This is a genomic window from Hyella patelloides LEGE 07179 (genome assembly GCF_900659865.1).
GTDB classification, from domain to species: Bacteria; Cyanobacteriota; Cyanobacteriia; order Cyanobacteriales; family Xenococcaceae; genus Hyella; species Hyella patelloides.
Window position 1 is genome coordinate 1 of record NZ_LR213976.1, and the last position, 12275, is coordinate 12275.

The 12275-nt window shown below is 40.7% G+C and carries 10 protein-coding genes and 3 pseudogenes; 4 read left to right on the top strand and 9 right to left on the bottom strand.

Features of this window, described 5'->3' with window-relative positions; translation table 11 throughout:
• On the bottom strand, positions 1-139 hold a 139-nt coding region (locus H1P_RS24390), incomplete at its 3' end, for a transposase family protein (protein WP_144871678.1).
• Between the two features lie 323 nt (positions 140-462).
• On the opposite strand from H1P_RS24390, the gene H1P_RS37675 reads away from it, so the two are divergent.
• The 3 genes and pseudogenes from H1P_RS37675 to H1P_RS39965 all read left to right on the top strand — a co-directional run.
• Positions 463-627 carry a hypothetical protein gene (locus tag H1P_RS37675; RefSeq protein WP_222427210.1) on the top strand — a complete coding sequence of 55 codons (165 nt, stop codon included), beginning with the start codon at positions 463-465 and terminating at the stop codon, positions 625-627.
• A 56-nt stretch (positions 628-683) separates the two neighbouring features.
• Positions 684-1614 (top strand): IS630 family transposase gene (locus H1P_RS24400; RefSeq protein ID WP_144872240.1). Its coding sequence is split into 2 segments (ribosomal slippage): positions 684-1009 and positions 1008-1614, totalling 933 coding nucleotides; the frame shifts between segments, so codons are not numbered across the junction.
• 16 nt (positions 1615-1630) lie between these two features.
• Positions 1631-1714: pseudogene (locus tag H1P_RS39965) on the top strand (IS1 family transposase); the annotation flags it as partial.
• A 36-nt stretch (positions 1715-1750) separates the two neighbouring features.
• On the opposite strand, the pseudogene H1P_RS37680 reads toward H1P_RS39965, so the two are convergent.
• Positions 1751-1930: pseudogene (locus H1P_RS37680) on the bottom strand (type I-B CRISPR-associated protein Cas7/Cst2/DevR); the annotation flags it as partial.
• Between the two features lie 174 nt (positions 1931-2104).
• Between H1P_RS37680 and H1P_RS37685 the strand changes: the two are divergent.
• Complete coding sequence (locus H1P_RS37685; RefSeq protein WP_144872242.1) at positions 2105-3676, top strand: hypothetical protein; 1572 nt, start codon at positions 2105-2107, stop codon at positions 3674-3676.
• A 27-nt stretch (positions 3677-3703) separates the two neighbouring features.
• Here the strand turns inward: H1P_RS37685 and H1P_RS24420 are convergent, their stop codons facing one another.
• From H1P_RS24420 to H1P_RS24450, 7 genes and pseudogenes are all read right to left on the bottom strand, one after another.
• The gene (locus tag H1P_RS24420; RefSeq protein ID WP_222427212.1) at positions 3704-4723 is read right to left on the bottom strand and encodes a Kelch repeat-containing protein; all 1020 of its coding nucleotides are present in this window, start codon (positions 4721-4723) and stop codon (positions 3704-3706) included.
• Positions 4724-4835: 112 nt separating this feature from the next.
• On the bottom strand, positions 4836-8024 hold the full coding sequence (locus tag H1P_RS24425; protein WP_144872244.1) for an efflux RND transporter permease subunit: 3189 nt from the start codon (positions 8022-8024) through the stop codon (positions 4836-4838).
• A 109-nt stretch (positions 8025-8133) separates the two neighbouring features.
• Positions 8134-9480, bottom strand: a complete 1347-nt coding sequence (locus tag H1P_RS24430) for an efflux RND transporter periplasmic adaptor subunit (RefSeq protein WP_144872246.1) — start codon at positions 9478-9480, stop codon at positions 8134-8136.
• Between the two features lie 33 nt (positions 9481-9513).
• On the bottom strand, positions 9514-10413 hold the full coding sequence (locus H1P_RS24435) for an NmrA family NAD(P)-binding protein (RefSeq protein WP_186376120.1): 900 nt from the start codon (positions 10411-10413) through the stop codon (positions 9514-9516).
• A 131-nt stretch (positions 10414-10544) separates the two neighbouring features.
• Positions 10545-11354 carry an AraC family transcriptional regulator gene (locus tag H1P_RS24440; RefSeq protein ID WP_144872250.1) on the bottom strand — a complete coding sequence of 270 codons (810 nt, stop codon included), beginning with the start codon at positions 11352-11354 and terminating at the stop codon, positions 10545-10547.
• A gap of 281 nt (positions 11355-11635) precedes the next feature.
• A pseudogene (locus tag H1P_RS24445) lies at positions 11636-11764 on the bottom strand (IS1 family transposase); the annotation flags it as partial.
• Between the two features lie 88 nt (positions 11765-11852).
• Positions 11853-12074, bottom strand: a complete 222-nt coding sequence (locus H1P_RS24450) for a condensation domain-containing protein (RefSeq protein WP_186376121.1) — start codon at positions 12072-12074, stop codon at positions 11853-11855.
• Positions 12075-12275 lie beyond the last annotated feature (201 nt).

Below are 12275 nucleotides of genomic sequence, written 5' to 3' on the forward strand. Positions count from 1 at the left end.
AGGTTTCTGCGACACTAATTACTGCACAAAGAGTAATAGTAATAATATCAATCAACTGATGTAGCTTAGTTCTATCTAATCTCGGAGCTTTGATAGATGAAAAATGTTCTTCTATTGTAGTTTTTGGTCTTAGTTTCATGACTAAAGATAGCCAAAATTAAGTTTGATAATTGGGTCATCATATCATCAATTCTAAGAACTAATTCTGTCTTCAATTAATTGTTAATTTTACTGAATTTATCATGTTTTTACTCGGGATCGCGTCGTTAAAAAGAAGCACTTCATACTACTACTCTTCTTTTTTGACTTTTATCCTTTCTTTCTTCAATTATCTGTTTTCGCTCAATTTAAGATGCGTTTGCCCTGGCACGTTACCAAGTTAAACAGCCCAAAAAAGTCTATTGGTACTACAAACTGCAAGCGGATAAACCAACCTTTACCAAGACCCCTCCAGCTCAATCTTTGAGTAAATACAAGCATTTGGGCAAAGCTGGAAGTGAAGAGCATATTGATTCAGTCATGGCAGTGGTTAGAAGAAGCATAGTTTCCGAGCTACAAAAAACAATTGATTCCTTAAAGAGCAGTTTAATAGATGTGTCTTTTGATGGGGAACAAGAAGATATTTAAAAACGGTCATTATTCGCGAGCAATACTCGCGAATTTATACCCCTATTTTTGCCAAAATGGGATGTTCCCAAATAATCGAGGTTTACGAAACAGAAGATATTTCAATTAGAAAACTAGCCCAACGTTTTCAAGTCGCCAAAAGTTTTATTCAAAAACTACTTAAACAATATCAGGAAACAAAGGATATTAGTCCCAAAATTCAAGGAGGAAGTCCTCCAACTAAACTTCAGGGAGAACAATTAATTGCTTTAATCGAAATAATTGAAAGTAATAATGATGCGACCCTAGTTGAATTATGTGACTTACTTCAGGAGAAAACAGGAATTCGCGTTAGTCGCTCAACAATGGGAAGGATAACTCTTCAATTAAATTATAGTGTAAAAAAAAACTCTTCACGCAGCCGAAAAAGAAAGCGAAAGAGTTCAGAAAAAGCGATTTGAGTATTGGCAAAAAGTACGAAATATTCTGGCAAAGGACTTAATTTTTATTGATGAATCAGGAGTTAATCTGGCAATGGTTAGGAGATATGCTAGAGCCTTAAAAGGCAACCGAGCAAGAGGGAAAAAGCCACTCAAAAGAGGCAAAAATGTTTCAATGCTAACAGCCTTATCATTAAATGAAGTACTAGCATCTAGTAATATTTATGGAGCAGTAGATGGAATTACATTTGAAGCTTTCATTGCCAATCAGTTAGTTCCTAAACTATGGAAAAATGCTTGTGTAGTTCTGGATAATGCCAAAATTCATCTCGGAGATAATATTAGAGTATTAATCGAAGAAGCAGGAGCTAAACTAATTTATCTATATCCTTATTCTCCAGAATTTTCTCCGATTGAAAATTTCTGGTCAAAAGTTAAAGCAATTTTGAGAAAAGTTAAGGCAAGAACCTATAAAGATTTAATTAATGCGATAACTGATTCTATGTTAAAAGTAACAAAAAATAATATTCGTAATTGGTTTTGTCACTGCTGCTATTGTGCCTCATGACTATGAGAATTGCTATATTTGCTTCTCGAAGATAGTTCCAATGCACGATCTGGTTATTGGACTATACATTAACAAGTATGAATTTGGTAGAGAAATTTAGCTTTTTACACTCTTTTATTACACTACCATCTTCTGAGTCTCTTTTCGCGATCCGATTTAATTCGGCAAAATTCCCCTCATCATCAAAACCATAAGTCTTGTAACCTGCTACTAGTTTTGGAGTAAGCCTGGCAAATACAGAACGAGGCGCAAATTCATAGTAAGCTCTAGCGTGACCACCAGCTACATTATTTAGTTGTGCGATCGCATCTAACACAATAACTAAAATAAACAGAGATTACACAACTCATAAGTGTAATTTGAGGCAAAATATCGGTAACTAATATTCAATTCTATAAAGACACCTGAGTTTTTCCCCTATTTATTCTACTTCAAGTTCGCTATAGTCAAAAGTTAGAACATTATTCAAGAGCAAGGGAAAGTTTTTGTCATGGCTTCTAACGAAGAATTCCTTAACGATAATGACCTGATTTTCGGCAATGATGGTGACGATTTAATTGACGGGGGCGTAGGCGACGATACACTTACAGGTCAAGGTGGTATTTCAACTTCATTTAATTTACAAGATGTCACATCTCCCATTGACGGCGGGATAGTTGCCGATGTCAGTGTTGATTTGGATTATGCTGATGGAATCAATTCTAATGCCGTCAAAGATGTCGCCCCTATCGGTAACTACATTGAAGATTTCTTGGCAAATTATCCAGTAGAAGCAGGCTTATATGAAGTTCTCAATCGTGACCTCACCGAAGCGTTACTCAATGATAGCGAACTAGGGCTTTCTGAAGACTTGGATTCAATCAGCGTCAATTTGGATGTAGAACCAAAAATTATTCCCTTTGAATTCGACAGTACTTTTACCCAAACAGACAGTGGTGAAATTAATGATGTGGTTTCATTTGAGGTGGCAAACGTCAAATCTCAAATTTACGGTGGAATAGTTGCTGATATCAGTGTCGATTTGGATTTTGCTGATGGCATAGATCCTAGTGCCTTTCAAGATGTTATCCCTATCGGTAGTTTCATCGAAGATTTTTTCGCAGATTATTCAGTAGAATCGCTTGTATTTTATGAAACTATCAATCGCGATCTGACCGAAGCATTGCTTAGCAACAGCGAAATAGGGCTTTCTGGAGTATTGGATTCAATCAGCGTTAATTTGGATATAGCACCAAACCTAATTCCTTTTGAATACGAAACTACTACTACCCAAACAGACAATGGTGAAATTAACGATGTGGTCACGTTTCAGTTAGAAGACGTTGCATCCCCGATTGATGGTGCTAATGTTACTGATGTCAGTGTCCAATTGAATTATGCTGAGGGAACAGATTCTAGTGACTTTAGAGATGTAGTTCCTGTAAGTGAATTTATTGAAGATTTCATAGCAAATTATTCAGTGGAAGCGAATAATTACATTGGAGAGTTCTTAGGCAATTTTTCAGTAGAACCAGGCTTTTATGAAGTTCTCAATCGCGACCTTACCGAAGCATTACTCAATAATAGCGAACTAGGGCTTTCTGGAGTATTGGATTCAATCAGCATCAATCTGGATGTAGAACCGAAAATTATTCCCTTTGAATTCGATAGCACCACTACCCAAACAGACAGTGGTGAAATTAATGATGTGGTTTCATTTGAGTTAGAAAATGTTACATCCCCTATTGTTAGTGCTAGTGTTAGTGATGTCAGTATCGAATTAGATTACGTCGATGGAATTGACCCTAGTGGCTTCAAAGATGTTATCCCCCTTAGTGATTTCGTTGAAGATTATTTGACAAATTATTCTAATCCTAATGACTCAATCGAAGTCGTAAATAACAATTTGAATAATGCCTTGCTAACGGATTCAAATCTAGGACTTTCTGAGGTGTTAGACTCATTAACTATAACGCTTGCTCCATCACCAGGCGTTATTCCTTTTCCATCTGAAAATACTGTAACTCTTACCCCAGATGAGACGACAATTTTTGGAGAAAGTGACCCTACTACAGTTATTTAGAGACTCTGGTAGTGAACAGAGACAGTCCTATCGGGGTACCAAGAGAGTCTCATTTGTACTAACAGCCCCAGCTCCAGTTTCTGTTGCTCCACCAAATATATAAATTTGGTTATCAATCGCTCCCGCTGCTATTCCATGACGTGGAGTTGGCATGTCGGGTACCGCAGCCCACTGGTCTAATGCTGGATCGTAAACCCATGCTTCAGCAATAACCGTTTGCTTTGGAACCCATTGTTCACCACCGAAGACGTAAAGCCTCCCGTCTAAAACCGCAGCAGTTATCCCCCCTGCGGGCTGAGGGAGTGGGGCGAGAGTTTTCCAACTTTCTGCTTCTGGATTGTAGACCTCAAGGGTTGATACATTAACGTTTGCATACTCGCCATTTTCCTGTTCTGTAAACTGTCGCCCGCCAACGACGTACATTTTTCCGTCAATAACCGCAGCAGCGTGGCTATTTCGAGCAGTAGGCAGATCGGGAGCAGATGACCATTCTTCAGCGATAGGGTCAAACACTAACAAGCTAGCAGTATCAAAATGGTCGTTGAAGTTTGCCGAATCAGGCGTTCTTTTAAAGCGACCACCAGCCACATAAATTTTCCCATCAATGACCACAGCCGTATGTTCGCCACGCGGTTCTGGCAAAGGCGTACTTTCAGCCCATTCCTCAGCGTTAAAGTCGTAAACAAATACGTTGCTTTGAGCTTCCCAGTTAGGAAATCCTCCCGCAAATCCACCGATTCCATAAAGTTCGTCTTCAACAATAGAGACAGTAACGTGATGTCGTGCCTTTGGCAGAGGACTTAGCTCAGTCCATACGTCTTTAGTCGCATCATATTCTAGAAAGTTATCTGAGACATTTTGCGCGCCTTCTGACATACCGCCAAGTGTGTATATTTTGTCGTTTTTGACATCGGCATAAATTTCTTGTCTTTCTGCGGGGAGGGGCGATACATCCATCCATTGCAAATCTGTTTTGGCGATCGCTGCCGTCGTTGCCAAAAGCCCAGTCAATGCGGTAATTGCTATTTTTGTGATTTTGTGATTCATGATTTTATGCTATGTATAAACAAATGATTTTTTGTACGAAAACTCAAGTTTGATTTTTGTAATTTTTTACCATCGGTCAGAGCAGGCTCCGTCGTTTGCAGAGCAGTTAGGCTCATGTTGTCGTTTTCGAAGACTTTCCAAGCTTTGCTTGGTGCGCGGAGTAATCTCTGACTTTCTTACTCCTTTCGGGCTGAAAATCTTGCAACAAACCCATCAAAGCGGGAATTACGGTGGGAGTTAAAAAGGTAGAGAGAGCTAAACCACCTGTAAGAGCGATACCCAAACCCTGATAGAGTTCTGCGCCTTTCCCTGGAAGTACTGCTAGGGGTAACATCCCGAGTACGCTAGTTCCCGCTGACATAAAGATGGGTCGCAAGCGATCGCTAACAGCATGATATAAAGAGGCATCGTATTCCATGCCTTCGTCTTGAAGTTGTAAGGTGTGATCGACCAGTAGAATGGCGTTGTTGACTACTACCCCTGTGAGAATTACAAAACCCAACCCTGTAATCATATCCAGAGGAATAACCAGACCAGGAATAGCGTTGGCAATTACTAGAGATAATAATGCGCCAGTCATTCCCATCGGTACTGTTGCCATAATTAACAGCGGGTAAATAAAGGAACGATATAAAGCAACTAATAGTAGATAGGTAATTACTAGAGAAAGTAAGAAAGTAGAACCTAACTGGAATAGGGTTTCGGCTAAAACGTCTGCCGATCCTGCTAACTCAACTCGAACGCCAGGAGGTAATTCTTGACGTAAAGGTTCGAGGATTTCTCGTTCGACGCGATCGATTAATGCCCCTAAAGGAGCTTCTCTAGATACACCAGCAGTCAAAGTAATAGAACGCTCTAGATCGACGTGATTAATAGCATCTGCACCTGTAGTTTCTAATACTTGTGCCACATCTCCTAGCTGAACTCTTTGACCATTACCGTTATAGATAGCTAGTTGGCGCAGTTGTTCGGGGGTTTCTACAAAAGTATCTCTCAATTCGACGGAGACATCTAGTTCTCGTTTACCATCGACAAATTCCGAGGCGCGTAAACCACCCAAGGCAGCCTGTACCATTTCACCTACTTCACCTTCGGATAATCCGACTTCTGCTAAACGTTCGCGGTTGGGGATTACCTGTAATTCTGGCGCACCCGTGACAAAATTGGAACGAACATTTTCAATTCCTGATAATTCACTTATTTGTTGGTTAAGTTGTTGTAGTGCATCTATTTCTTCTAAGTTTTCGCCAATTATTTGTACTTCAAATTCTTTGCCAGGATTCTCGAAAATAGAGGCGCGTATGGGTACGAGGAAACGATAGCCAGGAAAATTTCCCCCTGCTTTTTGTAGACGGTCAACAAGATCGTCTAAATTATTACCTGTAGCCTCTTCAGATTTGACAAAACCGCCAATGAATTGATCGCTCGAACGATGTACGGAAACAGTGTGCATGATTTCTGGTTGAGAGCTAATAAAATCTCTTGGTGCTTGAGAAAGTTCAATACCTTCGGGAATACTCGTACCTGGAAAGGGTTCGGCTAGCCAGATAATCATGTTACGATTTCCCTCTGGTAAGTAATCGGCAGGAGGTAGTAGTTGGAAACTGACGAATAACAAGATTATGGGGAGTGCTAGAACGAGCAGACGACGTTTTAATTTTCCTCTTCCTAAAGACCAACGGACAGTTTTTAAGAGAAAACTCTCTAGTTTTCCTTGAAAGTGACGAAATACTACAGAAGTTTGATAAACAGCACATTCTAACCAATTGCCACCCCGATATTCTCCTCCTTCTAACATTCCATCTGCCTCCGTTCGCTTCAGAAGCAATCCCGCTAACATAGGAATTAGGGTTAAGGCTGCAAAGAGAGAAAATAATACAGAAGCAGAAAGTGCCACGCCAATATCAAAAAATAGTTGTCCTGCTTCCCCAGTAACTAATACGATCGGGGCAAACACGGCTACGGTAGTTAAAGTAGAAGCCAGCATCGCACCACCTACTTCCTGCGTCCCATCGATCGCGGCTTTCATGGGGGTTTTGCCCTGCTGCATATGGGTAAAGACGTTTTCTAACACTACAATGGCGTTATCTACCACCATCCCGACAGCAAAAGCCAAGCCCGCTAAACTGATAACGTTGAGGGTGCGACCTAAGGTATAAAAGACAATAAAGACGGTAATCAAAGTAGTGGGAATGGCGATCGCAATTACCCCCACCGTTCTTAACGAACCCAGGAACAGCAATAATACTAAAGCTGCTAAAATCGCCCCAATAATTAAATTATCTCGGACAAAAGCGATCGACTCATCAATGTAGTCATTTTCATCATAGACAATTTCAAAAGTAACACCTTCTCCCTCGCGATCGAATCTTTCCTCTAAATCTACTAATGCTTCTCTAATGCCTGCCGATATTTCGGGTACGTTTCCCCCTACCTGTCGAACAATTCCTGTCGCTACCGCAGGTTTGTTATCTGCAATTAATGCCCTATCTTGGATGGCTCGTCCCATACGGGCTTTTGCGACATCACCCAGATAGACCGTTCCCGACTCATCCCGACGCAGTACAAACCTCTCTAGCTGTTCCACTTCTTGAATACGACTAACAGTTCTAACTCGATATTCTCTTCGCCCCAAGACTAAAGGACCTCCCCGAATATCGCGGTTATTGTTGCGGAGGGTAGCAGCTAGATCGCCAATGGTCAGATTACGGCTGGCTAGGGCTTTGGGATCGACTATTACTTCAACTTCCCTGGCTCTACCTCCCGATATTAAAAACTGTCCCACACCTTGCACTTGACGAAAGCGAGGAACAATTACATCGTCAACCAAATCCCGATAGTGATAATCATCAGCAGTAAAGCCCTCCTTGGGAACTAAAACGACCCACATCATCGCATCGCTGCTACCGCTTACTACTTCTACATCAGACTCGTCAGCTTCTGTCGGTAATGCTTCGACTTGCTGTAACTTGTTAAGAACATCAACAAGAGAGCGATCGATATCGCTACCCCATTCAAATTCAACGCTAATGTTACTAATGCCCGAATTACTGGTGCTAGTAATTTCCTGTATACCCTGAACCTCTTCGAGTCTTTCTTCGATGGGACGAGTCACCAAATCTTCTACTTCTGCGGGCGAAGCACCTAGATAGGGAGTAGTGATCCTAATTTCGGGGCGATCGCCTCCAGGCTGTAATTCTAGTGGTAAGTGGAATAATGCTAGGATGCCAAAAAGTGCTAGCAGGCAAAATAAAACTCCTGTACCGTGTCGCCATCGAACGGCGGTTCTAATTAAACTCATTTTTTTAATGGTCAGTTGTTAGTTGTTAGTTGCCTTTGCCCCCGAATGGGGATTAGTCGTTAGTTGTTTACTGCCGATCGAGTTAAAAATATTTATTACTTATTACTCGTTACTCGTTATTCACCATCTGCACCACAGCATCATTTGTTAAACCATCTCCGCCTGTAACTACAACGCTTTGTCCTTCTTGTAGTTGGGGATTGGCAATGACGACTTCTTGTCCTAAATCTGCAACTATTTCTACTTCAAGTTGTTGCGCCCTGTCGTTATCGACGACAAACAACAACCACTCATTACCCCGTCTGGTCAACGCATCACGAGGCACGGTAAAGGTATCTAAACTTTCAATCGGCACGGCTAAATTTGCCTGAATTGCCATGCCTGGGAGCAATTTTGGCGGTGGATTATCCGAACTAACTCTCACTAGCTGTCGGCGAGAGGCTGTATTAGCTGTTGGTACTACGGCGGTAATTTCTATTGACTGCTGCCAGTCAGGTAAAGCTCTAGCGTTGAGGGTGACGCGCATTCCTGCTGCCACTTGTCCGCTTAAGCTTTCTGGTAATTCTAAAAAGATATCTAAAGAGCGATCGCTAATAATAGTCAAAACAGGATCGCTGACTTCGACATAATCACCAGGATCGACCTCCCGCGACTGGACTATTCCCGAAAATGCTGCTTTAATCTCTGTGCGCTGCATCCTCAACTGCGCTTGTTCGACGGCTGCACTAGCAGCAGCTACTAAACCTTGCTGGGCATCGATTTCTTCTTGGGTAGCTCCTGCCTGTGCCTCGGCTAAGAGAGCCTCAACGCGGTATTTTTCGCTTCTGACAACATTGGCTTCGGCTCTTGCTTCAATTAAAGCTCTTTGAGATAATGCTCCTGCTTCAGTCAAACCCGATATCCGTTCTAGGTTATCTTGAGCTTCTAATTCTCTAGCTATAGCTGAATCTAACTCTGCTTCTCTTTGGGCGATAATTTCGGGGCGAGTACCAATTTGCAACCTGGCTAAATTGCTTTTTTCCTGTGCCAATCTCGCTCGCGCCTCAGCTAAAGCTAATCTGGAATCGGCATCGTCAAGAACTGCTACTGCCAACCTAGCCGTGACGCGATCGCCTTCTCTGACCAAAACTCTCTGTACCGTACCGTCTAGCTGCGGACTAATCGTCGCGCTTTCTCCTGCCTCTACTTGCCCCAACAGTCTTACTTGTCTGTTGCTCGTACCTGATGTTAGAGTTATAGTCTTGACGGATTTAGGCGGTGGAGCTTCTGAGCTAAATTCTGCTGTTGGTACAGAGCCAGTTGCAAACACTTGCCACAAACTTACTCCTCCTATAAGTAAGATTGCCAGCAACCATCCAGGGATTTTGCTTTTTGTCTGGTTAGTTTTTTTCTGCTGTTGTTCTGACTCTAGTTCTAATTCTGGAGACTGTTGGGACGAAGTATTAGCTGATGACATGATTTAAAATTGGTCGATCGTGGAGCAACTTGATTATTTTGTATTAGCGATTGCTGGTTTAAGAAAAGCTCGAACAAAGCGATCGAAAGTCATTGCTTCAGTTGTCGTTTGACTATGAGCAAATTCAGGCTTTAACCATTGAGTTTCAATGGCTCGATGTATTTCAATAAATGCTTTAGCGTAGGTATGACTAAACCCCACTTGAGGAGCTACGAAAGCAGAGATTGCTTCTTCATCGCTCAGTTCAATATGCTTGACTGGGCGATTTAGTTCTTTGCCAATTATTTCTGCAATTCGATCAAAAGTTAAATTGCAATGACCGTGAAGTTCTTTTATCTGATTTCCATGCCATTGGGTATCTAGAATAATTTCGGTAGCTGCATTGGCAATATCTTGAGTTGCAATAAAACAAGTCGATGCTTCACCAGAAACAGGTAGAAAAATAGCATCACTTTCTCGAATTGAATTGGTAAACCAAAGAAAATTCTCCATAAAATAACTAGGTCGAATAGCTGTAAAGTCAATCTCAAGAGTCTTTAAAGCTTGCTCTGCCAGATAAGTACCGACAATTGAACCAGTACCGCGATCGCGATGTGAACCATAGGAAGACTGCAACACCACTCTCGAAACATGGTGCTGTTTAATAGCAGCGATCGCATTTTCTAAAATTATTCGATAATGACCGATAACGTCATCTACATTGTTTTGAGGGGGAAACATTAGATAGAAAGTATCTACCTCAGCCAGTGCTTGTTGTAAAAAAGCAGGTTCTTTAATGTCCCCAGTATAGATAGTTGCTCCTTTTCTCGAAGCCTCTTCTAGTCCAATTCCGCGTTTGGATAAAAGCACCAGTTCACAGTCACTTCTATCTATTAGTTGACTGACAATTTTACTGCCTACTTGACCAGTAGCTCCACTAACAACTATTTTCACTATCTCGAACTCTATTAATAAAAAGGTGTTTATTTATAACTTCAGCATAAATTAGTAGTACCTTTAGAGTCTTGGAAATTAGAGCGAAAATTTGTAAAATCTGGTGTTCTTTAAGCTTTAAACTGAACTTTCTATATCCGAAGGCGATATTGACGGGGTGTATAGTTTGTATAACGACGAAAAGTATTAGTGAAGTGACTTTGATCGAAAAAACCAACCATTTGCCCGACTTCAGCAATGGTTAACTGCTCGTCTGCCAAAAGTTGCTTTGCCTTTTCAATACGACATTGCAATAGATATTTATGGGGAGAAATTCCCATACTTTTTTGAAAAAGCTTTCTAAAATGATGGGGACTGAGTTGAATCAGTTCTGATAGCTCAACTAAACTTATATTTACCTTGAGATGGTCATGAATATAATTAACAACTATATTTAGCTTTCTTTTTGATAACCCAACTGACAGTGAAGGAGTAGTCATCGAAACCGAACAATGATTTCGTAGTAGATGAGTGACCAATACAGTTTGCAGCGATTCCAAATACAGTCGATCGCAAGCAGCATTACTTTTAAATTCAGCACCGAGAGCAAAAGCGAGTTGTTCGAGAAAAGGATCGCGGACGGCAAAGCGATCGATTAATTCAATCTGTTGAGGGACTCGATCGCAAGATGCGATCGCAGTTTGCTCTAGTAAAGAGGGTGATAAATCGATTTCTAATAACTCTACTTTTTCCTCCCACAACCATTCTGTAGAACACTGAGCGGGAATAAAAGTAAACAGTCCTGGATAAGTTTTGCAGCTGCGTCTTTTGCCATTATTTAGACTCACTTCTGCTAGATCGGAGTTGGCAATGTGAAGAGTAAGACAATGTTCTGCTGAAGCTGGATATTTAACTCTATCTGGCGGTGGCAGATAAATTCCACGATGTACTTCCAAACTCATACAAGAACTGTTTAGCAAATTACTCCCTCATTTTAAAGCACTAATATAATGAGCGACTAATCGTGTCAGTGCTATTTGGTATTTTTACTATCGTTGTCTGAATTTGAAATGATTAGACTTCTTGCAGAAAGGCTGCGATCGCTTTTTCCAGATTTATGAAAATGCCTGAGTTGCCCCACTGGTGTAGATCGCAAATTGCAGCAATCAAAAAAGTCTGGTTATTTATGTTCTATTCGACGCAGAAAATATAGTTTTGCTGGCGTTGCTAATTTTACAGTGGATTAAACAGAAACAGGGATTCTTTTAAATCTTAAGTAATGCATCAAAAGTCGAACGGAATACTTTAGCATTTGAATCGATTTTGAGTAACACAAAGTTGCACGATGTAATCTTGCTAAGTAATGTCTTAGAGGATGTACGAAAAGTCTAAAATATAACTTCTAAGTACAAATAAACTAGAAGTTATGAATCCAAGAAAACCTTATTCCACAGATATTTCTAATCAAAAGTTGTTCCCAATTCCCGAGAAAGAGTTTGCAACTTAGTGGTTAAATCAGTATTTAAAATAAAACTTTGAGTTGTACCTTGGTAAGTTTGTACCTTCGGACGTGGGTAGTCAGTAGGTAATTGTAATAAAGAAGGCGCACCACTCAACTGTTGTTTCCAGTAATCAAGTTGATTTTCTAGTACTTCACCACTTAAATATTGTCTGTTATTCATAAGCATTTGTTAGAGCCATCTGAATGGCATTTTTGGGGTTTTATGTTTGCAACTGATGAAAAAGAATACTTAAATAGGGTTTGCTGAATAACTTGACAACCTTGAGCAAATAAAGGTTACAAGGATTTTGGGCGCAGCAAAAAGTTAAGTAAAAATGGCGAAAAACCCCTAAAATTGGTAAAAGACCCTTGCACTTATCTC